The sequence below is a fragment of the Sporosarcina sp. Y1011 genome (genome assembly GCF_057669885.1).
The window spans coordinates 87,050-108,835 of record NZ_JBYHFP010000003.1; the positions used below are offsets into that span (position 1 = coordinate 87,050).

Sequence of the window (21,786 nt, forward strand, 5' to 3'; positions counted from 1 at the left end):
CTCCCTCGCATATACGTATATAAGTTTAAATTAACACAAGAAAAAATTCCTTTTACGGAATCCTTTATTCTATTAATTTAAATGGAAATCATGAAGACCGAATTGAATCGGCCTTCATGATACCTTTTCAGACTTATTTCTCAGTGAATTCTGGAACTTCGATTTCACCATCTGCAATTTTCTTAGTGAATTCTTCCACTTCGTCCATTACTTCTTGTGGAATTGCTCCACGTGAATCTGCAAGTGCGATACCATCATCAGCAAGACCGAAAGTTGTTATTTCGCCGCCTGGGAATTCACCTTTAGCAGCTAAATCAGCTGTGTTTTTAACTGCAATATCAACACGTTTAAGCATTGAAGTCAATGTAATATTGTCGTCGCCCACTTTACCTTCATCGTACTGGTCAGAGTCAACGCCGATTACCCATACATATGCATTTGGATCTGCTTTTTTACGTTCTTTTGCTTCAGAGAATACGCCATTACCAGAACCGCCGGCAGCGTGGAAAATAATATCTACGCCTGAAGAGTACATACGGTTTGCTGCAGCTTTACCAAGTTCAGCTTTTGCAAAGTCCCCAGTATACTGTACATCCACTTTAAGATCAGGTTTCACTGCAGCAACTCCTGCAAGGAATCCAGCTTCAAAACGTTCAATTACGGGAATTTCCATACCACCAACAAAGCCAATTTTATCAGACTTCGTCATTCGAGCAGCTGCAACACCCGCAAGGAATGCGCCTTCTTGCTCTTTAAACATAAGGCTTGCTACGTTAGGAAGGTCAGAAACCTCGTCCACAAGTACAAAATTGTTGTCAGTACGTTGTGTAGCAATTTCTTCAATAGACTCTTTCAACAAGAAACCAACCCCTATGATAAGGTCGAAATCACGTTGGATAAGTTTGTTCAAGTTCGGAAGGTATTCAGCATCTTCTTTTGATGCTAAGTAATCAAAACCGCCATCGCCTTTTTCTAGCTTGTTTTCTTCACCGTATTCTTGGATGCCTTTCCAAGCAGATTGGTTGAACGATTTGTCGTCCACTCCGCCTGTGTCAGTTACCATTGCGATTGAATAAGTATCTTCCTTCGTACCGCCTGTAGATTCCGTACCCTCTTTTTCTTTATCCGTTCCGCATGCACCAAGAATTGTACCTGCAGCAAGAACCATTGATAAAGCTAGTCCAAATTTACGTTTGCTCAATTTTGGAACCCCCCTGTTTTTTATTAGTAGGACGTATGAACGTCTTATACCCTTTTACGAACAACATGGAAACTGAACTTATCAGCTCGAAAATAATTTTTAGAGTAGAGGACCATTTCGCCTTCCTCACTGTAATGATGCTGTAGGAGGACAAGTAATGGTACATCTATACCACATCGGAGAATGGACGATGCTTCATCATCATACCCAACTGGTTCAATGTGTGCCACTGCTTGAGCGATATGGATTGCGCCAGACTTTTCAATTGCATCGAAAATAGACTCATTCAATAGTTCTTCCGTTCCTGCTGGAAGATTTTTTGATAGTACCTGATCAATACAAAAAACAACTGGATCGCTGTCTGCAGTCCTAACTCTTTTAATCGTAACGAGATTATCATTTTCACCGCACTCAAATCTCGCTTGACTCTCTTCACATGGAATGGATTCTGAAACATCCATGAAAATTGTTCCTGGTTCCATCCCCGCATCGCGAATCATTGATGAAACGCTGGATAATTGTTCAATGCCTGATGAAAATAACGGCTTCGGCTTTACGAATGTACCGACACCGTGCTTTCTGAGAATGACTTTGTCCTCTTCCAGCACACGAAGTGCTTCGCGGAGTGTTGCACGGCTTACACCAAGCGTGCGAGCAAGTTCAAACTCTGAAGGGAAACGCTCATTTTCTTTAAAGATACCCAGTTCGATGTCTCTCTTTAGACGTTCAATCACTTGCACATATAAATGCCTTTGATCCGTCTTTACCATCATTACATCTCCCCCTGCGAGGTCAGACCTCTGATGTTAAACGTCAACTACTAATCATCCATACTATATCACTTTTGTCTGATAAAATAAACAACACGAATGAAATTATTAATAGCTCGGATTTTGCGAGTACTTTATTGTACCATTTTGATCCCTTTTTCATGAGTGATTATCCGCATCGTCTTTCCCCATCAGAACTTGACGTGGTTTACTGCCTTCGGGCGGACCAACAACGCCACGCATTTCCATTTGATCGACTATACGTGCTGCTCTCGAATAACCCACTCTGAATCGGCGCTGCAATAATGAGACTGAAGCAGTTTGCATATCTGTTACTAGTTGGACAGCATCATCATACAAGTCATCCGTTTCTTCATGCGGTGCCACTTCTTCTATTTCTGTCGGAATCATTTCTTCTTGATATTGCGCTTTCTGTTGTTCAATCACAAAATCGACAATGGCCTCTACTTCACTGTCCGTAACGAAGGCACCTTGAATTCTAACTGGTTTTGCAACACCCGCTGGGAGAAACAGCATATCGCCTCTACCGAGCAGTTTTTCTGCCCCGCCACTATCCAAAATTGTTCTAGAATCGATTGATGACGATACTGCGAATGCGATTCGTGACGGAATGTTCGCTTTAATAATCCCTGTGATAACATCTACACTTGGACGCTGTGTCGCAATGATCAAGTGGATTCCTGCTGCACGTGCCATTTGTGCAAGACGGGTAATCGAATCTTCCACGTCACTCGATGCAACCATCATAAGGTCTGCAAGCTCATCTACGATGACAACGATATAGGGCATGCGTGGATGCTTTTCTTCATTTTCTTCATTCCATACTTCGATATGATCGTTATACCCTTCAATATTTCTTGTTCCCGTATGTGAAAACAGTTCATATCTTCGTTCCATTTCAGATACAACTTTTTTTAGTGCTTGAGATGCTTTCCTAGGATCTGTGACGACCGGTGCAAGTAAATGTGGAACGCCATTATAGACATTTAGTTCCACCATTTTAGGGTCTATCATCATCATTTTTACTTCATGCGGTTTCGCACGCATTAAAATACTGACGATTATTCCATTAATACAAACACTTTTACCACTGCCTGTCGAACCTGCAATGAGAACGTGAGGCATCTTGTTCAATTCTGCAAGCATGGCTTGCCCTGTTACATCGCGTCCCAGCGAAATCATTAATTTTGAATCAGGACGGTTGTTCTCTTTCGCTTCGATAACTTCTCGAAGACTGACGACAGCTACGGAACTGTTTGGTACTTCAATTCCAATTGCAGATTTCCCTGGTATCGGCGCTTCAATTCGGATACCACTTGCTGCCAGTGCCAGTGCGATATCATCTGCAAGGCTTACGATACGGCTTACTTTAACACCTGTGTCCGGCAACACTTCATACTTCGTGACAGCTGGTCCAAGATGTACTTCGGTAACTTTTGCTTTAACCCCGAAGCTAAGGAACGTTTTTTCAAGCTTTTGTGCATTCGCTTGAATGGAGTTGTATTCTTCAGATTGGTCAACCAGTGGCGTCTGTCTCAGTAAATTTACTGGAGGCAAAATATATGACTCGTTTTCTTCTTCTCCTGTGACACCTTTTATATAAGTGCTAATTTCACCAGTGACTTCTTTTTCTACTTCAACGACGGCTGCCTGCTCATCACTGGGTGCTTTGTCAATTCGTTCACTGAATGCTGAAATAATTGGTTGTGATACAACTTCCTCAATTTCCGCTTGAGAACTCGATATGTCTATTAGCGGGGGTTCTTCAGCAGCTTCAGTTCTCTTCGATTTTGAGCGGGTCAATCTTGTTGCAGCCCGGTCTTTTTCAACTGTTTGTGCTTTTCTGGTAAAGGTCCCTTTCATATTTCCGGCAACCTTTGGCAATCGTTCAGCAAGATAGGGAACGAGCGCTTTCCCAGTTATGAGTATGAGACCAATGATAAACAACAAGACTCCAGCGACCGTTGCTCCAGCTGAATCGAACAAGGAAAAAAACATTGTGAAAAGAAATGCGCCTGCCATTCCGCCGCCAAGTGCTCCACTCCTTGACGTAATACCATCATTCGTAATAAGCACTTTCCATGTTTCCCTTAGTACTGAATCAGTCATAAGGACACGACTTTCATACAATTCTTTGAACAAATGGACATGGCTAAAGAGAATCAGACTTGCGAGTATGAAAAGGCTACCTGCGACAATTCGATTTTTCCAGCCGCCCATTTTCTGCTTAATCATAAACATGAGTGCCTGAATAATGAGTAAAAGCGGAATTGCGACATGCCAATTCCCAAAGATGAATCTTGATAATGAGGACAAGCCTCTTCCGGCAACTCCGAATTCAAATATGATGATGATTGCTAGTCCAATCATTGCGATGCCCATCACTTCATATAATAATGGTTGCGATTCAGTGGTCTTTTTTTTCCGTGCATTGGATTTCTTTTTATTGTTCGCCTTCTTTTTCGCCATTTCCTTCCGCTTCCTCCTTTTTACAAAAAAGGGTTTCCCGCCGGTCAGACGGCAAGGAAACCCTTCGAAGCGTTTTTATCGATTCAATTTTCTGGAATCAGTATTCCATGATGATAGGAATAATCATCGGTCTTCTCTTGGTCTGTTGATACAGATAAGAGCTTAGTGTATCGCGTATCTCTTGCTTAATGTTTGTCCATTCAAACGTCTCTTTATTCACATACTTCTCAACAATTTTTCTAACGAGTTTTACTGACTCATCAAAAAGCTCTTCGGATTCACGCACATAAACAAATCCGCGAGAAACAATTTCTGGTCCTGAAGCAATGCGTTTCTGTTTGCGATTCAATGTAACGACCACGGTGAAGATCCCATCTTGTGATAGTAATTTACGGTCTCTTAGAACAATATTTCCAACGTCTCCAACACCGATTCCATCAATCAAAATATTCCCCGCTTGTACTCGTCCACTCATGCGCATTTTATCATTTTTATATTCGACGATATCGCCTTTGTCTGCAATAAATATTTGCGCTTTTTGAAGCCCTGTTTCCTGAGCCAGTTTAGAGTGAGCGATTAGCATCCGGTATTCACCCTGAATTGGAATGAAGTACTTCGGTTGCATCAAGTTCAGCATCAGTTTCAAGTCTTCCGAGCTACCATGCCCCGAAACGTGAACATTCTTACTTGAAGTGAGTACATTTGCACCTGCTTTCGCAAGGTCATTCATAGTCTGGAACATCGATACTTCCATTCCTGGAGATGGTGTGAATGTGATTAGAACAGTATCCGATTCTTTGATGCGAACGTCTCTATGCTGTTTACGGACAATTTTTTCAAGCGCTTCAAGCGGCTCGCCTTGGTTTCCTGTCACGATCACTACGACACGGTCATCATCATACTTTTCAATTTCCTTAACTGGAATGACGATATCATCCTCAATTGTTAAATAACCAAGTTTCATGCCGACTTCGAAATAACTCTCTAAGCTTTTTCCGACGACTGCCACTTTTTTACCTGTTTCAAATGCCGTGTCGAAAACTTGTTGAATCCGGATGAAGTTTGACGCATAAAGCGCAACTAGAATACGACCTTCAGCTCCGTGGAACGTTTTAGATAGGCTTTTTTCGATAACGGACTCGGAAGTTGTATAACCCGGGCGCTCCGCTTCGGATGAATCTGACATGAGGATGAAAACGCCTTCCTCACCTAGTAATGCCATCTTTGCAATATCTGGACGGTATTTGCCTTTAGCGGACTGATCGAATTTAAACTCACCTGTATGGACAATTGCTCCCTCACTCGTGTGGAAAACGATTCCTAGCGAGTCTGGAATACTATGAGTCGTATTAAAGAATGTAACATGCGTACATTTGAAATTCATGCGACTTTTGTTTGTAACTTCAAAAAACTTGACGTTGGAAGGTGCTGGCATCGCTTTCAGATGTTCTTTTGCAAGCGCAATTGTCAATTTAGATCCATAGACAGGTGCTTGTACTTTTTGCAACAAGTACGAAATTGAGCCGATTGCATCTTCGTGGCCGTGTGTTAGGAAGATTCCTTTCACACGTTCTTTGTTTTCTACAATATAACTTATATCTGGAATGACGATGTCAATTCCAAGCATTTCTCCTTCAGGGAACATAAGCCCAGCATCAACAATAAATAGTTCTTCATCGACTTCGACTACGTACATCGCTTTCCCGATTTCCCCAACTCCACCGAGTGGGATGACTCTAATTACTTCATTTTTTGGTTTTGTCACTTTGTTTCCTCCTATTAATAATTCCCGTCCATAACGACTAATTTTCATTATACGGGAGAGTAGCTATCTGTACAAACAAAAAAAGCCGGTATTCGCTACCGGCTTTGATTAATTAAATATATGAGACTGCTTTTTATAGTTATCCCATACTTTATCAAATTGGATATCTACTTCTTCAAAAGGAACTAACGGGAGTCTTACCCCTCCGGTTTCAACACCAATTTTCTTCAATGCATATTTCAAAGGTACTGGATTCGGATCGGAAAACAGTGCGCGGAATAATGGAACCAAAGCCCTGTGCATTGCTCCTGCTTGTTCTGTTCTACCCTGTTTAAACGCATTAACCATCTGTTGCATTTCGTTTCCGACGACATGTGCCGCTACCGATACGACCCCTTTTCCGCCGATTGCAAGAAGCGGAAGTGTGAGTGCATCGTCACCGCTATAAACTGAGAACCCATCGTCCGTTCCCGAAATGATTGCTGACATTTGTTCAAGACTACCGCTTGCTTCTTTTATTGCGCGGATATTCTTCACTTTTGACAGTTCAATAACAGTCTCCGGAAGCATATTCACGACGGAACGTCCCGGAATATTGTAGAGCAGTACAGGCAGTTCTGTTTCGCCTGCAATTGTTGAAAAGTGTGCGTACATCCCTTTTTGATTGGGCTTGTTGTAGTAAGGCGTGACAAGCATAATACCATCCGCCCCAAGTTTTTCGGCCTGCTTTGTCAGCAGTATGGATTCAGCAGTACTATTCGTTCCAGTTCCCGCAATTACCGGTATTCTTTTATTTACTTGTTCAATTGTAAAAGCGAGCATAGCTTCCTTTTCTTCAGTCGTAACGGTCGGCGACTCACCCGTTGTACCATTGACGACCAGTGTATCTGTTCCATTTGCAATCAAATGCTCTATCAGTTTAGCTGCTCTATCGTAATCGACTTCACCTGTAGATGAAAAAGAAGTGACCATCGCTGTAGCAATCTGTCCAAGTTCCATTTATGATCAACCCTTTACTGAGATTTGTTATTTAATCAAAGCTTCTGCGATTTGTACTGAATTCAATGCTGCCCCTTTTAGAAGATTGTCCGATACAATCCACAGGTGGAATCCTGCTGGATGATTTGGATCTTTCCGTATACGGCCAACAAATACTTCGTCTTTTCCTTCTGCGAATAATGGCATTGGATACAGTTGTTTGGAAGGATCATCTTGGACAACAACGCCTGGCGCATTTTCCAGTAAAGTATGAAGTTCTTCTACGGATACATTTTCTGAACCGATTTCAATATAAACGGATTCGGAATGCCCCGTGACGACAGGCAAACGAACGCATGTCGCTGAAACAGAAATTTCTTGATCACCAAATATTTTTTTCGTTTCATTCATCATTTTTAATTCTTCAAGTGTATAGCCTGACGGATCGAATGAATCAATCTGTGGAATTGCATTAAATGCAATTGGATAGTGACGTTCCGCTGATGCAGATGGTAAGACAGCTGCTTCAATCTCTGAACGTTTTTCAAACTGCTGGCTTTGATTTTCCAGTTCATCAATCGCTTCGGATCCTGCACCTGAAACCGCCTGATATGTCGAAACAATGATTCGTTTCATACCGAATTTTTCACGGATTGGCTGTAGCGCAGTTACCATCTGAATCGTTGAACAGTTTGGATTTGCAATGATTCCAGTATGGTTATTTAAAGCATTCGCGTTCACTTCTGGCACTACTAGAGGAATTTGGTCTTTCATTCGGAATGCGCTCGTATTATCTATAACGACCGCACCTCTTTTCACTGCCTCAGGTGCAAATTTTTCTGAAATCGATCCTCCTGCACTGAAAAAAGCGATATCAATGCCTTCGAATGATTCCGGTACTGTTTCTTCAACGGTATATTTAAGGCCACCTGCAGTAATTTCTTTTCCCGCAGATCGCTTCGAAGCTAATAGTTTAATTGTTTGTACAGGATAATCACGTTCCAGTAACTTTTCAAGTATTTTTGTACCAACTGCCCCCGTCGCGCCTACTATTGCTACATTCACTTTTTTCATCTCTATCTCCCTTTCAGCTTATACAGATGTATAAATAACCAGGACGTGTATAAATAAGTCTTATTTCCGCATCGCTACATTATGTAGCATATTTAATGGAAATACTTTAGTCCTTAACATCGTTAGCAGTTCATTGGAGGAATTATATCATATAAAAGAATATTCTGCCCTGTATTTTTATATTTTTTTATGAATAATCAATAATGGTTGGAGTTGTCTTTTTTCGAGGGCTGCAACAGTTGCGGGTACCATAAGTGTAAAATCAGAGATAAGTGAATTCGGTTTTTTGATTGGATCGTCCTGTCCGAACGGAATAAAAAAGACATTTTTCATATTTACCAGCTTCATGAGGTTCATCGCATTTAAACCGAGTGCATCGTTCGTTGAAATTCCAATGAGTACTGGACTATCATTGCGCAACGTAGCTTTTGCCGCCATCAACACAGGCGAATCCGTGGCAGCATTCGCAAATCTACTCATTGAATTTCCTGTCATCGGTGCGATAATCATGCAATCGACAGGGGTACTTGGACCGAATGGTTCTGCTCCAACAATGGTAGAAATTACTTTTTCTCCCGTCGCCCCTTCGATACGTGCAATCCATTCTTCCCCTGTGCCGAAGCGCGTTGCAGCGGTTAAAACTGAGTGAGTGATAACTGGTATAACGGTCGCTCCAGCGTCTTTTAGTGAATCGATAACCGGAATGATTTCTTCATACGTACAATGTGAAGCTGTAATGCCCAGTCCTACTCTTTTTCCCTTTAACATGGAGTTCCCCTTTCATCTTCTATAGATCCTCTCTAGCGCATCCGCTAATGCGGCTGCGGCGTCAACAGGAAAATGTTTTCCCGGTAATCCTAGGAGTACTGTATAGTATTCAGACGAAAGCCGTTCCTTTAGGCAACCCGGGGCTGATGCGAGGTCGAAAATATGCATACCCGGGGTTTCTGAAAGCTCCAACCATTTTGCGGGAATCGTATTAATGAGCGTACCCTCTAGCATTGACCACTTACTCGTTAAACGTTCGGTCTTATATCCATGAATGGATGCTTCCCCCAGTTGTTCATCGGACCTAGCGACAACGGTAATATGGGCTCCTAGGGATGCCAGTGCATGCGCAGTCGCCTTTCCAACTTTACCAAAACCCGCTATGCGGAAAGTACTACCGGAAATGCATCTGCCCGTGCGTGAATAATAATCGTGGATGAACCCCTCCGCAGTGAGTAGTGCATTTTGCCAGATGAACTGTTCTTCCTTAAGATAGGTATGGATTTGAAGTCCGGCCTCTTTGAAGGGCATCAGCCATTCTTCTGATGCGATTCCTGTATACAGTTCTGTATCTTTTCCTAGCAATGCGGGTGGTAGCGACCCACCCATTTGTAAAATCGGAAAAACGATATGCTGTGGTTTAAGTTCCTCAATCTGTTCACGAAGTTTTTCAGAAAAAACATCAGTCGCACTATGGTGACTGATGAATCCTTTCTCAGACCATATTCGACTACAAGCTGCTAATCTATTATCTGTTCCTATAAAAAGCCACTTATTCTCTGTCATCGCTATCCAACATTTCCAAACTATGCGTTTTTCCAAACAGAATGCGGTGTTCTCCAATTAAGACAATCTCATGCCAAGGTATGAATTCATCGGAAGTTTCTTGACGGTTCTTGAATGAAAAGCGACCGAATTTCTTCTTTATTTCAAATCCGATAATATCACCTGTTTTCCCATTAAAAATAAGGTCGGTATCCGCCAAATAACCATAGCGAACACCGTCCTCAACTTGAATAAGCTCCTTTTGAGCAAGTTCTGATAATAGCATCGTCAAATCCCCTTTCTTTCATCTCCATTCATCATATGAGTTGAACAAGGAAAAACTGACTGACACGAAAATCATTTTTCATATTCGTTTAAAGCGTCTTTTGGAGCAATTATTGAAATAGCTCGCTTTCCTGTAAAAATATCATTTGCCATTCTATAAACCTGATTCAATTCGACTTTGTCAATCAGGGAAACGACTTCATCGGCTGTTTTATGTTCTTGCAAAATAAGCTCATTTTTACCATTGCGATGCATCCTAGCTTCTGAACTTTCTAATCCTAGCAGGAATCCACCTTTTAGCTGCTCTTTCGCATTATATAATTCTTTTTCAGTAATGCCTTCATTCAAAACTGAATGGATGACTTCATCGATTGTCTCGGATAATACCTTTAGGTTTTCGGGTGATGTCCCGCCGTAAATCATGAAAGTCCCAGCATTTCGATAGGCCGAGAAATAGGAATGGATCGAGTAAGCCAGGCCACGCTCTTCACGGACTTCCTGGAATAGGCGCGAGGACATCGAGCCACCAATTATACTGTCTAGAACTATTAATTCATGAATCCGTTTATCATCTACAGGAAGACCTGGAAAGCCTAGACAGATATGTGCTTGTTCAATATCTTTAGCTTTAAGAGTAAGACCTTCATGAAATGTTGGAATCGTAGAAAAAGCCTGTTCTTCAACCGTTTCAGCCCGTTTGAATGAACCAAATTGGACTTCAATGAGCCTGATTAGTCGTTCATCATAGTTTCCTGCAAGAGAAATAACAATCCGTTCGGGCGTATAATTGTTCTCCATAAATTCTTCTATCATTTTACGGTTAAATTTGTTTATTGTTTCTTCATTGCCGAGAACCGGTTTGCCGATTGGCTGTTCTGGATACATGGTTGCCCAAAGTCTTTCGTCCACATCATCATCAGGTGCGTCTTCAACTGCCGCGATTTCATCAAGGACAATCGATTTCTCTTTTTCTATTTCCACTTCATCAAACTTCGAATTGAAAAACATATCCGTCAAAATGGAAAGTGCGCGTGGTGCCTGGTGTCCAAGCACTGTCGTATAATAGCACGTCATTTCTTTGGATGTGAATGCATTGACGTCACCACCGATACGGTCAAATTCCTCTGCGATCGTCCGTGCGCTTCTTGTTGCCGTCCCTTTAAAAAGCATATGTTCAATGAAATGGGCGATTCCTGCTTCTGATTCCATTTCATCCCTTGAACCCGTACCGACCCATACACCGAGTGCTACCGAGCGTACATGAGGCATCGTTTCATGGATGATTCTAACGCCATTCTGGCATAGATGTGTTTTTATCATTTCTCTGATTCCCCCTTTTAAACTTAATTCTATTATAGCTGTTCCTAGTATAATTAATGAAAGAACAAAAAGCCTCCATCTCAACTTGAAGAGGGGCTTTTCGATCTATATTTGTATTTCGATTTAGTTTTTCGCTTTTTCAGCTGCTTCTTTTTCTTCAAGAATGACAACTTTTCTAGACAAGTTAACTCGTCCTTGGTTATCAATTTCAATTACTTTAACGAACATTTCATCATTCAGTTTTAGAACGTCTTCAACCGCTTTTGTGCGTTCTTCTGCAATTTCCGAAATATGAAGCAGTCCATCTTTCCCTGGGAAGAGTTCGAGGAATGCACCGAATTTTTCAACTCGTTTCACTTTCGCCATATAATATTCGCCGACTTTTGCTTCACGAACAATATTTTCAATCATTGCTTTCGCTTTTGTATTCATGTCATTATTTGGAGAAGAAATGTAAATCGTACCATCTTGTTCAGTATCGATTTTGACATTTGTCTCTTCGATAATTTTATTGATAACTTTCCCGCCTGGTCCAATTACGTCACGAATCTTATCTGGGTTGATTTTGATGACAATAATTTTAGGTGCGTATTGCGAAAGCTCTTCACGTGGTCCTGAAATTGCTGTAATCATATGATTCAATATTACCAAGCGCCCTATTTTTGCTTGTGTCAATGCTTCTTGCAAGATTTCTCTAGATAGACCATCGATTTTAATATCCATTTGAAGTGCAGTAATTCCTTTTTCAGTTCCTGCTACTTTAAAGTCCATATCGCCGAGATGATCTTCCATCCCTTGGATATCAGACAGGACAGAGTAGTTGTCCCCTTTTTTCACAAGTCCCATTGCGATACCCGCAACCGGCGCTTTAAGTGGTACCCCTGCATCGAGCATCGCCATTGTTGAAGCACAAATGGATGCTTGTGAAGAAGAACCGTTTGACTCGAGCACTTCTGCTACAAGACGGATTGTGTAAGGGAAGTCAGTATCATTCGGGAGAACCGCTGAAAGTGCGCGTTCCCCAAGTGCACCGTGTCCGATTTCACGACGACCCGGTCCACGGATTGGACCTGTTTCACCGACACTGAAATTCGGGAAGTTATAATGGTGCATAAAACGTTTTGTTTCTTCCAGACCGAGGCCATCAATGATTTGTACTTCCCCAAGTGCTCCTAGTGTACAAACACTAAGTGCTTGCGTCTGGCCGCGCGTAAAGAGACCAGAACCGTGTGTACGTGGCAAAATGCCTACTTCTGATGCAAGTGGACGAATTTCATCGAGACCACGGCCATCAGGACGGATCTTATCATCTGTAATAAGACGACGCACTTCTTCTTTAACGATGTGCTCTAATACGCCTTTTACTTGTTTCATTGTCGCATCGTCCGCTTCGTTTTCTTTGTAGCGTTCAATGACTTCGTTTTTCACAGCATTGATAGCCTCTTCGCGTGCATGCTTCTCAACTGTCTGAATTGCATTAACAAGATCGGTTTCACAGCTATTTTTAATATCAGACATAATTGTTTCGTCCAATGTGAATAGTGCAACATCTGTTTTTGCTTTGCCAACTTCAGCAATAATTTTTTCCTGGAACTCAATCAGTTTAATGATTTCACCATGACCAAACATGATGGCTTCAAGAATGATGTCTTCAGCGACTTCTTGTGCGCCTGCTTCAACCATGTTGATAGCATCTTTCGTACCAGCGACAACAAGGTCAAGCTCACTTTTCTCCAATTGTGCCGGTGTTGGATTGACGATGAATTTTCCGTCGATTAGTCCAATTTGAATACCAGCAATCGGTCCTTCAAAAGGAATGTCAGAAATCGACAATGCAAGTGAAGAACCGAGCATTGCTGCCATTTCAGATGAACAGTCTTGATCAACTGACATAACCATTGAGATGACTTGTACATCATTACGGAATCCATCTGCGAATAAAGGACGTATTGGACGGTCAATCAGACGGCTTGTTAAAACAGCCTTATCAGATGGACGTCCTTCACGCTTAAGGAAGCCACCGGGTATTTTCCCGACCGCATACATACGCTCCTCGTAATTCACTGTAAGCGGGAAGAAGTCTAACCCCCGTGAATTTTTAGAAGATGTTGCAGTTGAAAGTACTGTTGTTTCTCCGTAGCGTACGAGTACTGCTCCATTCGCCTGTTTTGCAAGTTGTCCCGTTTCAATTGTTAACGGTCGTCCTGCCCAATCAAGTGTGTATACTTTTTTTTCGGTCATAATTGAACCCCTCTCCACATCTCAGCCTGAACTGTTTACGTGTATGTATTAATAGTAGTGTAAGTGATAGCGCTCAGTGAACACAAGTTTTTATCATCATTAACCGTCGTCATGGCACATTTGTATAGTATACCACTTTATTGTCGTTTCTAATATAGAACAAGGTAATTAATGAAGTTTTGATTTTTTGTGGAGATTTGAACAGGTCGAAACGCATTGTGCCAGTTACTGACACCAAACACTTTAAAAAACACAAAAAAAAGCGGGCACAAGGCCCACTTTCGATAGTCATCTTATTAACGGCGAAGGCCGAGTTTAGCAATAAGATCACGGTAACGCTGAACTTCATTGTCTCGTAAGTATCTCAAAAGTCTTTTACGAGTTCCGATCATTTTGTAAAGACCACGACGTGAGTGGTTGTCTTTCTTATGAAGACGGAAATGTTCAGTCAGGTTATTGATCTCTTCTGTAAGTACTGCAATCTGGACATCTGCTGACCCAGTATCAGTTTCATGAATTTTATATTCACTGATCAATTCATTTTTACGCTCTTGTGTTATAGCCATCTTCTTCACCTCCAATAGTAAGATATCCCCGGTTCCCGAGCAAGCGTTGGTGATTCGCGATGCCAAGGAATGGTTTGTGCACATTGGCACGTATTTATAGTACCATGCCTATTTTTGAAATGCAACCATCATTGATGCGCTTCTAGAATGTCTTGTGCGCTAATTTTATCTTTGGCAATTTGTTCAACTAGCAGATCGATAGAACCGAATTTTTGCTCGTTGCGGATATGCCCAATCCAGTCTACAGATGCTTCCTTGCCATAAAGATCTCCGGTAAAATCGAGTACATGCACCTCGATGACAGCGGGCCTATCGCTCGGATCATGGAACGTCGGTTTAACGCCGACATTGCACACTCCCTTATAAGTTTTTCCTTCCACAATAAACCACACTGCATAGACACCATTTGCAGGTAACACTGTACTACTCTCAGGCATGACGTTGGCAGTTGGAAATCCAAGTAGTCTTCCCCTCTTCTCACCATCAACGACTATGCCCACAGTCCGAAAAGGTCTACCTAGAAGCAATTTCGTCTCTTCAACATTACCTTCAGACAAAAGCTTCCGAATTCGTGTTGATGAAATCTTTTCCTCGTTATCCGTCACTTTATTAATAACCGTTGTACCGAATGCTTCGTCTGCCAATGCAGCCATCTGTTCCATCGTACCTACACCCTTTGAACCAAATGTAAAGTCAAATCCTGCAGTGACATGCAAAACATTGAGTTCCTTCAAGAAAATATCAACAAATTGCTTAGGCGAAAGCGAGGCAAGCGCCCAGTCAAACGTTACGATGAACAAAGCATCAATCCCCATAGCACTAAGCAGCCGAACTTTTTCCTGATGCTGCGTGATATAACCTACCTTATTCTCACCATCACCAAATAGATGAGAGGGGTGTGGATCAAATGTCATAACTGCCGAACGGATGCCAAGTTCTTCAGCCTTTCTCTTCGCTTCGTTGATCACTGTCTGATGACCTTTATGCAAGCCGTCAAAGAAACCGATTGCAAGGGAATAATGCGAGTCGTTATCAACCATTATTGTTCCTGGATAATGTAATTTGTAAATGTCCATTGTAATCGCTCCCCTTACCTGTTCAATGGAAACATTTTTTCAGGCTTCATAAGACCAAGCTTGGTAGGATGCTTCCTGTAAATTGCGAGTGCCTTACCTTCATTCATAAATACGATTGCCTCTTCACTTTCAAGCAGTGGATGCTCAGGCAGCACTTGTCCATTTTCTACTTTTTCGAGAAGCTCTTTAGTGACTTCAATGGCAACGAAATCGCTCAGTGCATCTTCCAGCGGACGAAGTATCGTGGCAATTTGTCCTTCTTCCTGAAGTGACCTGACTTCATCCAACGTACGACAATCGTCCTGCACATACGTCCCTGAAGATGTACGGACGAGGGCTGCCATATGTGCAGGAAAGCCCAATAGCTCGCCAATTTGTACCGCAAGTGTTCGGATGTATGTTCCTTTCCCGCATGCGACCCTAATACGGAATGAAATCGATTCTCCTGCGTACCATTCTACAGGGTCTAACAATTCGATTTCATGTATAAGAACTTTTCGCTCTGGCCTTTCAACCTCTATTCCTTTTCGTGCATATTCGTAGAGTTTGCGGCCGTTCACTTTCACAGCGGAGTACATGGGTGGAATTTGAGTAATTTCGCCTGTTAATTTTGTGAGAGCTGCTTCAATTTCGGCCCTTGTAATATGTTTTGGCGATAAGTCTGAAGCTACAATTGCTCCATCCGCATCTTCCGTTTCCGTTGAAGTCCCTATGGAAACAAGTGCCACATATTCCTTCCCAGAGTCCGTTACGTATTCAGCTACTTTTGTCGCTTGCCCGATACAAATCGGTAATACACCTTCTACGCTCGGATCCAGTGTACCCGTATGTCCCACTTTTTTAGTACCAAGAATTTTTCGCAATTTGAATACACAGTCATGCGAAGTCATCCCCTTTTCTTTCCATAAAGGAAGTATTCCATTCATTCAAGTCGCCACCTTAGAAGTTACATTAATATGTAAAAATAGGAAGTCGGAAAGTCCTTAGGGACACCGACTTCCTACTCATTTCTTATTGATTGTCTTCGTTCTTCACCTGTTTAAGAAGTGATTCAATCCGAGTTCCGTAGGCTACGGAACTATCGAATTCGAATTTAATCTCAGGTGTAATGCGAAGTCTGATACGTTGGCCGATTTCAGTGCGAATAAATCCCTTCGCCTGATTGAGCCCTTTCAGCGTATCTTCTTTTTCCTTTTCATGTCCTAGAACTGAAATGTAAATAGTCGCATGTTGAAGATCTCCGGCCACCTCGACATCGGTTACTGTAACAAAACCGATCCGTGGATCTTTCAATTTTTGGCCGATGATTTCACCAAGTTCTTTTTTCATTTGTTCTGCAACGCGATTAGCACGCATTGACATGGGCGGTCACCCCAATCCTGTATTAATAATGGTCAAGCGTCAAGTTGGATAATTCCCAGTCCGGATTTGACTCCAGGAACCGTATCGCTCGTCTAACTTCACGCTCAGCTGCATCTTTTGATGAAGCCACGGCAACTAGAGCGATTGTTGTACGTTGCCACAAGTCTTGATGATCTATTTCCGCAATGGAGACATTATAAGCATTTTTCACTCTGTCCGTCATCCGTTTCAAAACTGACCGCTTGTCTTTTAGAGAAGCAGCCATCGGAATGAAGAATGAACATTCCGCATAGACAATCATACTCGTTTAATTTCTTCCATAATGAATGCTTCAATGACATCACCAACATGTATATCATCAAAGTTCTTGATTGTAATACCACATTCGTATCCTTTTGCCACTTCTTTTGCATCATCTTTAAAGCGTTTCAAAGTATCAATTTCACCTTCGAAAATGACGATGTTGTCGCGAACAATACGAACGCTTGAATCACGAGTAATTTTACCACTCGTTACATAGCTTCCCGCAATCGTACCGATTTTAGACACTTTAATTGTTTCGCGCACTTCAATTTGTCCGATAACTTTTTCTTCGTATTCAGGGTCTAGCATACCCTTCATTGCCAATTCGATTTCTTCAATTACTTTATAGATAACACGATGTTGTCGAATGTCTACGCCTTCTTCGTCCGCCGCACGTTTCGCATTGACGTCAGGACGAACGTTAAATCCGATAACGATAGCATTCGAAGCAGCAGCAAGAGATATATCAGATTCATTAATCGCGCCGGCACCTGTATGGATAATTTTCACGTTAACACCTTCGACTTCAATTTTCATAAGTGAAGAGGCCATCGCTTCAACCGTACCTTGTACGTCCGCTTTAACGATTAAGTTCAATTCTTTAATTTCACCCTGTTTCATATGATCGAACAGGTTATCAAGCGTGACACGCGTTTTCTCAACACGTTGATCTTGCAGCGCTTCACCGGCTCTTGTTTCTCCGATTTGACGTGCTGTTTTTTCATCTTCAAAGACAACAAAACGATCTCCGGCTTGTGGTACGTCGCTTAGCCCAGTAATTTCGATCGGTGTAGATGGTCCTGCTTCTTTCACACGGCGGCCGATATCACTCACCATTGCGCGAACACGACCGTATGTGTTACCTACAACAATTGGGTCTCCAATATGAAGTGTTCCGTCTTGTACAAGAAGCGTTGCAACGGCTCCGCGTCCTTTGTCAAGAGATGCTTCAATAACACTTCCGCGTGCACGGATTTTTGGATCCGCTTTGAGTTCAGCAACTTCAGCAACGAGAAGGACCATTTCTATCAACTGGTCAATCCCTTCACCTTTCAACGCTGAAATTGGTACGAATATTGCATCGCCGCCCCAAGCTTCAGCTACAAGACCCTGATCTGTCAATTCTTGCATAACACGATCGGGATTTGCAGAAGGTTTATCCATTTTATTTACTGCAACGATAATCGGAACATCAGCCGCTTTTGCATGGTTGATGGCTTCAATCGTTTGTGGCATAACACCATCATCCGCTGCAACAACTAGAATTGTAATATCAGTCACTTTTGCTCCACGTGCACGCATTGTCGTAAATGCTGCGTGACCAGGTGTGTCAAGGAAAGTTATTTTCTTGCCATTCTCTTCAATTTGGTATGCACCAATATGTTGAGTAATTCCACCCGCTTCGCCTTGCGTAACTTTTGTATGTCGAATCGAATCCAGAAGTGTTGTTTTACCATGGTCTACGTGACCCATGATTGTTACAACTGGTGGACGTTCAATTAGTTCAGTCGCAACTTCTTCATGTTCTTCAAAATATGTTTCAAGATCAGTTACATCAATACGAATTTCTTCTTCTACTTCAACTTCGTAGTCTGCGCAGATAAGTTCAATCGCATCTTTGTCGAGTTCTTGGTTGATTGTAGCCATAATACCAAGCATGAATAGTTTTTTAATAATAGCGGATGGCTCACGACCTAGTTTATTCGCAAGTTCTGCTACTGAAAGCGACTCATAGTAAGTAATTTTTTCCGGTAATGGTTTCTCCACCTTCGGAATCGGGTTAGCCGGACGGTATCTTCTACGCCCTTGGTTTATACCACGTGCCGGTGGACGTCCACCACGACCTCCACCTGAGCGGTTAGGTGCTCCGCCTGCCGGTCGGCTTGGTCCGCCAGAACTTGGACGGTTTTGACCACCTGGCGCTCCTTGCGCCGGTCGGTTACCACCTGTTGAGCCTTGTGCTGGACGGTTGCCGCCTGTTGAGCCTAGTGCAGGGCGGTTGCCACCTGTTGAACCTTGCGCTGGACGGTTGCCACCTGTAGAGCCTTGTGCTGGACGGTTGCCGCCTGTTGAGCCTTGTGACGGACGGTTGCCGCCTGTTGAGCCTTGTGACGGACGGTTGCCGCCTGTTGAGCCTTGTGACGGACGGTTGCCGCCTGTTGAGCCTTGTGCTGGACGGTTGCCGCTAGCAGATTGTGCAGCTTTTGGCGTTTCTTTTCGTTCAGCAGCTTTTGGATATACTTTAGGGGCATTTGGTTTATTCACATTGCCTCCAAATTTACTATCCAGTTTCGTAATTACATCATTATCAATTGTTGACATATGATTTGACACACTCACATTTATCTTTCCTAATTCATCAATAACTTCTTTACTCGACCGATTCACTTTTTTCGCATATTCGTGTACTCGAATTTTCGTCATTAGTCCACCCCCGGTTATATTCGTTGAGTAGCCCGGATATTTTTCTGGCAAAACCAGCATCCGTTAGGGCAAGTACTACCCGTGACTCTTTCCCAACTGCATGCCCGAGCTCTTCTCGATTCCCGAAGACATGCTTCTCAACGTTGTAAAACGTACTTTTATCAGTTAACTTTTTCATTGTATTTTTAGATGCATCTTCTGAAACAATTACTAGACGCGCGTTGCCGGAACGGATTTCCCGTACAACCAAATCTTCACCCATGATAAGCATCCTTGCTCTAGCCGCCATTCCAAGCATTTGATAAATCCTTTTCGGATCTGTCATTTTAATGCCTCCCGGCGGATAGCATGAAGAAGATCATCGTATACCTGTTCAGGTACAGCTGTTCCAAGCTGGCTTTCAATCGATCTGTTACGACGCGCGGATTCAACTGCTTCTTCGGATTTAGACACATATGTCCCACGGCCTGACTTCTTGCCAGTGAGATCGACTGAAACTTCCCCTTCTTTTGGGCGGACGATACGAATCATTTCCTTTTTCGGGAACATACCGCCAGTCGCCGCACATTTACGTAAAGGAACTTTTTTCATGTTTGTCATGTGTGTGCTCATCCTTTCTTTTCAGTTTTCGTTGTCCGTATACAGATCGATTGAATCGGTACTACTAATTTCTGTAGCATCATCCTCAACAAAATATGGATCGATTTCAGTTGACTCTTCTTCTAACAGACTCTCTTCAATCGGCTCTTTGAAAGCTGGCGGATAAATTCCTAGTTCACGTGCATCCGTTTCACTCTTAATGTCGATTTTCCAACCAGTCATCTTAGCCGCGAGTCTTGCGTTCTGTCCGCGCTTACCTATTGCAAGTGACAATTGATAATCAGGAACCACAACAGTGGTAGATCGATCTTCTTCGTTCACCTGAACATCAATTACTTTCGAAGGACTAAGTGCATTTGCCACAAATATAGCCGGATCCTCGGACCATTCGACGATATCAATTTTCTCACCATTCAGTTCATTTGAAATCGATTGTACCCGGGCACCTCTTGCACCTACACATGAACCGACCGGATCTACTGCATCATTATTCGTATGAACTGAAATTTTGGAACGGTCTCCCGCTTCTCGTGCGATCGATTTGATTTCTACGATTCCTTCAAAGATTTCAGGCACTTCAACTTCAAACAATCTACGGAGAAGTCCGGGATGTGTTCTTGAGACAAACACTTGCGGACCGCGTGATGTACGTTCAACTTTTGTAATATATACTTTGATTCGGTCATGGGGCTGATAGGTTTCAGTCGGAATCTGTTCACCAACCGGCAATACAGCCTCCACTTTACCGAGGCCGACATATAAGTTACGAGCGTCAAGCCGTTCAACAATACCGTTGACGATATCATCTTCTCTGTCGACGTACTCCTCAAAGATGATACCGCGTTCGGCTTCCCGCACTCGCTGTGTGACAACCTGCTTAGCAGTTTGCGCAGCAACGCGACCAAAGTCACGCGGAGTTACTTCTTCCTCAACAATATCTTCAAGTTCGTAAGCAGGATTGATTTTATGTGCATCTTCAAGACTGATTTGTAAACGATCATCTTCAACCTCTTCGACGACATCTTTTCTGGAATAAACTTTCATCGTCCCTTTATCAAGATTCAAGTCAACTCGCACGTTCTGCGCCTGATTGAAATTTCGTTTATATGCAGTTACTAGTGCCGCTTCAATCGCTTCTACTAAGACATCCCTTGAAATACCTTTTTGTTTTTCAAGGGCAGTCAATGCATCGAGTAGATCACTACTCATATTAATCACTCCTACTATTCAATTATGCGGAAAAGTCGATCGCCAAACGGGCAAATGCGATTTTTTCCTTGTCAATAACGACTGTCAATTTCCTTGTTTTAATGCTTACTTCAACTTCTGCGCCTTCAGGACCGTATGCTAACAGATAACCTTCGAATTCTTTCATGCCATCGATGGCCTCGTACGTCTTAATGAATACGAATTGTCCAATTGCTTTTAGGAAGTCTTCTTCCTTCTTCAACGGACGCTCTGCACCAGGTGATGATACTTCTAGGAAATAGTTTTGTGGAATCGGATCAGTACGATCAAGTTCTTCACTTAACTTTTCACTCACCTGAGAACATTGCTCAATATCGATGCTCCCGTTAGGTGTATCAATATAGACTCGTAGAAACCAATCTCTGCCTTCTTTTATAAATTCCACGTCGACAAGTTCCAAGTCCAGTTCTGCAACAATTGGAATAACGAGTTTTTCGACTTCTTCCGTAATATTGCTCATCTTACCCCTCCCGAAATAGTAATCAAATACGCCTCGGCGTATTTGCGACCAGATTAAGTAGAGAAGTTAGTCTAGAAACGTCGCATCTCT

21 protein-coding genes are annotated in these 21,786 nt (G+C 42.5%); all 21 read right to left on the bottom strand.

What is annotated here, in order from left to right; genetic code table 11:
- Positions 1 to 133: 133 nt before the first annotated feature.
- The gene (locus AC25Y5_RS04650; RefSeq protein ID WP_488139324.1) at positions 134 to 1,201 is read right to left on the bottom strand and encodes a BMP family lipoprotein; all 1,068 of its coding nucleotides are present in this window, start codon (positions 1,199 to 1,201) and stop codon (positions 134 to 136) included.
- Positions 1,202 to 1,245: 44 nt separating this feature from the next.
- Positions 1,246 to 1,974, bottom strand: a complete 729-nt coding sequence (locus tag AC25Y5_RS04655; RefSeq protein ID WP_488139325.1) for a GntR family transcriptional regulator — start codon at positions 1,972 to 1,974, stop codon at positions 1,246 to 1,248.
- A 156-nt stretch (positions 1,975 to 2,130) separates the two neighbouring features.
- Positions 2,131 to 4,461, bottom strand: coding sequence for a DNA translocase FtsK (locus AC25Y5_RS04660; RefSeq protein ID WP_488139326.1), 2,331 nt, complete (start codon positions 4,459 to 4,461; stop codon positions 2,131 to 2,133).
- Between the two features lie 97 nt (positions 4,462 to 4,558).
- Positions 4,559 to 6,226, bottom strand: coding sequence for a ribonuclease J (locus AC25Y5_RS04665; protein ID WP_482100492.1), 1,668 nt, complete (start codon positions 6,224 to 6,226; stop codon positions 4,559 to 4,561).
- 108 nt (positions 6,227 to 6,334) lie between these two features.
- Positions 6,335 to 7,225: a 4-hydroxy-tetrahydrodipicolinate synthase gene (dapA, locus tag AC25Y5_RS04670; protein ID WP_488139327.1), complete on the bottom strand. Its 891-nt coding sequence runs from the start codon at positions 7,223 to 7,225 to the stop codon at positions 6,335 to 6,337.
- Positions 7,226 to 7,252: 27 nt separating this feature from the next.
- On the bottom strand, positions 7,253 to 8,278 hold the full coding sequence (locus tag AC25Y5_RS04675; protein ID WP_488139328.1) for an aspartate-semialdehyde dehydrogenase: 1,026 nt from the start codon (positions 8,276 to 8,278) through the stop codon (positions 7,253 to 7,255).
- 177 nt (positions 8,279 to 8,455) lie between these two features.
- On the bottom strand, positions 8,456 to 9,046 hold the full coding sequence (locus AC25Y5_RS04680) for a dipicolinate synthase subunit B (RefSeq protein ID WP_482100489.1): 591 nt from the start codon (positions 9,044 to 9,046) through the stop codon (positions 8,456 to 8,458).
- 12 nt (positions 9,047 to 9,058) lie between these two features.
- Complete coding sequence (locus tag AC25Y5_RS04685) at positions 9,059 to 9,832, bottom strand: hypothetical protein (protein WP_482100488.1); 774 nt, start codon at positions 9,830 to 9,832, stop codon at positions 9,059 to 9,061.
- Entirely contained in the window at positions 9,819 to 10,097 is a 279-nt protein-coding gene (locus AC25Y5_RS04690; RefSeq protein ID WP_488139329.1) for a YlmC/YmxH family sporulation protein, read from the bottom strand. Before AC25Y5_RS04690 ends, AC25Y5_RS04685 begins: the two co-directional genes overlap by 14 nt.
- A 71-nt stretch (positions 10,098 to 10,168) precedes the next feature.
- Positions 10,169 to 11,416, bottom strand: coding sequence for a M16 family metallopeptidase (locus AC25Y5_RS04695; RefSeq protein ID WP_488139330.1), 1,248 nt, complete (start codon positions 11,414 to 11,416; stop codon positions 10,169 to 10,171).
- A 123-nt stretch (positions 11,417 to 11,539) separates the two neighbouring features.
- Positions 11,540 to 13,657 carry a polyribonucleotide nucleotidyltransferase gene (gene pnp, locus AC25Y5_RS04700; RefSeq protein ID WP_488139331.1) on the bottom strand — a complete coding sequence of 706 codons (2,118 nt, stop codon included), beginning with the start codon at positions 13,655 to 13,657 and terminating at the stop codon, positions 11,540 to 11,542.
- A gap of 296 nt (positions 13,658 to 13,953) precedes the next feature.
- Entirely contained in the window at positions 13,954 to 14,223 is a 270-nt protein-coding gene (rpsO, locus tag AC25Y5_RS04705) for a 30S ribosomal protein S15 (RefSeq protein WP_482100484.1), read from the bottom strand.
- 128 nt (positions 14,224 to 14,351) lie between these two features.
- Positions 14,352 to 15,299 carry a bifunctional riboflavin kinase/FAD synthetase gene (locus AC25Y5_RS04710; protein WP_488139332.1) on the bottom strand — a complete coding sequence of 316 codons (948 nt, stop codon included), beginning with the start codon at positions 15,297 to 15,299 and terminating at the stop codon, positions 14,352 to 14,354.
- 14 nt (positions 15,300 to 15,313) lie between these two features.
- Positions 15,314 to 16,225, bottom strand: a complete 912-nt coding sequence (gene truB, locus AC25Y5_RS04715; RefSeq protein ID WP_488139333.1) for a tRNA pseudouridine(55) synthase TruB — start codon at positions 16,223 to 16,225, stop codon at positions 15,314 to 15,316.
- An 85-nt stretch (positions 16,226 to 16,310) separates the two neighbouring features.
- A complete protein-coding gene (gene rbfA, locus AC25Y5_RS04720; RefSeq protein ID WP_482100481.1) occupies positions 16,311 to 16,661 on the bottom strand; it encodes a 30S ribosome-binding factor RbfA in 351 nt (116 codons plus the stop codon).
- A gap of 22 nt (positions 16,662 to 16,683) precedes the next feature.
- Positions 16,684 to 16,962, bottom strand: a complete 279-nt coding sequence (locus tag AC25Y5_RS04725) for a DUF503 domain-containing protein (RefSeq protein WP_482100480.1) — start codon at positions 16,960 to 16,962, stop codon at positions 16,684 to 16,686.
- Positions 16,959 to 19,388, bottom strand: a complete 2,430-nt coding sequence (gene infB / locus AC25Y5_RS04730; RefSeq protein WP_488139334.1) for a translation initiation factor IF-2 — start codon at positions 19,386 to 19,388, stop codon at positions 16,959 to 16,961. Before infB ends, AC25Y5_RS04725 begins: the two co-directional genes overlap by 4 nt.
- On the bottom strand, positions 19,336 to 19,713 hold the full coding sequence (locus AC25Y5_RS04735) for a YlxQ family RNA-binding protein (RefSeq protein WP_482100478.1): 378 nt from the start codon (positions 19,711 to 19,713) through the stop codon (positions 19,336 to 19,338). Before AC25Y5_RS04735 ends, infB begins: the two co-directional genes overlap by 53 nt.
- Positions 19,710 to 19,988, bottom strand: a complete 279-nt coding sequence (gene rnpM / locus AC25Y5_RS04740) for an RNase P modulator RnpM (protein WP_482100477.1) — start codon at positions 19,986 to 19,988, stop codon at positions 19,710 to 19,712. The genes AC25Y5_RS04735 and rnpM overlap by 4 nt, the downstream gene beginning before the upstream one ends.
- 21 nt (positions 19,989 to 20,009) lie before the next feature.
- Positions 20,010 to 21,197 carry a transcription termination factor NusA gene (nusA, locus tag AC25Y5_RS04745; RefSeq protein WP_482100476.1) on the bottom strand — a complete coding sequence of 396 codons (1,188 nt, stop codon included), beginning with the start codon at positions 21,195 to 21,197 and terminating at the stop codon, positions 20,010 to 20,012.
- A 22-nt stretch (positions 21,198 to 21,219) separates the two neighbouring features.
- Complete coding sequence (gene rimP / locus AC25Y5_RS04750) at positions 21,220 to 21,696, bottom strand: ribosome maturation factor RimP (protein WP_482100475.1); 477 nt, start codon at positions 21,694 to 21,696, stop codon at positions 21,220 to 21,222.
- Positions 21,697 to 21,786: the final 90 nt, after the last annotated feature.

Bases quoted from the DNA above. Each gene is read 5' to 3' on its own strand.
- AC25Y5_RS04655 (WP_488139325.1), bottom strand. From the start codon at position 1,974: ATGATGGTAAAGACGGATCAAAGGCATTTATATGTGCAAGTGATTGAA.
- AC25Y5_RS04660 (WP_488139326.1), bottom strand. From the start codon at position 4,461: ATGGCGAAAAAGAAGGCGAACAATAAAAAGAAATCCAATGCACGGAAA.
- dapA (WP_488139327.1), bottom strand. From the start codon at position 7,225: ATGGAACTTGGACAGATTGCTACAGCGATGGTCACTTCTTTTTCATCT.
- AC25Y5_RS04675 (WP_488139328.1), bottom strand. From the start codon at position 8,278: ATGAAAAAAGTGAATGTAGCAATAGTAGGCGCGACGGGGGCAGTTGGT.
- AC25Y5_RS04680 (WP_482100489.1), bottom strand. From the start codon at position 9,046: ATGTTAAAGGGAAAAAGAGTAGGACTGGGCATTACAGCTTCACATTGT.
- AC25Y5_RS04685 (WP_482100488.1), bottom strand. From the start codon at position 9,832: ATGACAGAGAATAAGTGGCTTTTTATAGGAACAGATAATAGATTAGCA.
- AC25Y5_RS04690 (WP_488139329.1), bottom strand. From the start codon at position 10,097: ATGCTATTATCAGAACTTGCTCAAAAGGAGCTTATTCAAGTTGAGGAC.
- AC25Y5_RS04695 (WP_488139330.1), bottom strand. From the start codon at position 11,416: ATGATAAAAACACATCTATGCCAGAATGGCGTTAGAATCATCCATGAA.
- pnp (WP_488139331.1), bottom strand. From the start codon at position 13,657: ATGACCGAAAAAAAAGTATACACACTTGATTGGGCAGGACGACCGTTA.
- rpsO (WP_482100484.1), bottom strand. From the start codon at position 14,223: ATGGCTATAACACAAGAGCGTAAAAATGAATTGATCAGTGAATATAAA.
- AC25Y5_RS04710 (WP_488139332.1), bottom strand. From the start codon at position 15,299: ATGGACATTTACAAATTACATTATCCAGGAACAATAATGGTTGATAAC.
- truB (WP_488139333.1), bottom strand. From the start codon at position 16,225: ATGAATGGAATACTTCCTTTATGGAAAGAAAAGGGGATGACTTCGCAT.
- rbfA (WP_482100481.1), bottom strand. From the start codon at position 16,661: ATGTCAATGCGTGCTAATCGCGTTGCAGAACAAATGAAAAAAGAACTT.
- AC25Y5_RS04725 (WP_482100480.1), bottom strand. From the start codon at position 16,962: ATGATTGTCTATGCGGAATGTTCATTCTTCATTCCGATGGCTGCTTCT.
- infB (WP_488139334.1), bottom strand. From the start codon at position 19,388: ATGACGAAAATTCGAGTACACGAATATGCGAAAAAAGTGAATCGGTCG.
- AC25Y5_RS04735 (WP_482100478.1), bottom strand. From the start codon at position 19,713: ATGACAGATCCGAAAAGGATTTATCAAATGCTTGGAATGGCGGCTAGA.
- rnpM (WP_482100477.1), bottom strand. From the start codon at position 19,988: ATGACAAACATGAAAAAAGTTCCTTTACGTAAATGTGCGGCGACTGGC.
- nusA (WP_482100476.1), bottom strand. From the start codon at position 21,197: ATGAGTAGTGATCTACTCGATGCATTGACTGCCCTTGAAAAACAAAAA.
- rimP (WP_482100475.1), bottom strand. From the start codon at position 21,696: ATGAGCAATATTACGGAAGAAGTCGAAAAACTCGTTATTCCAATTGTT.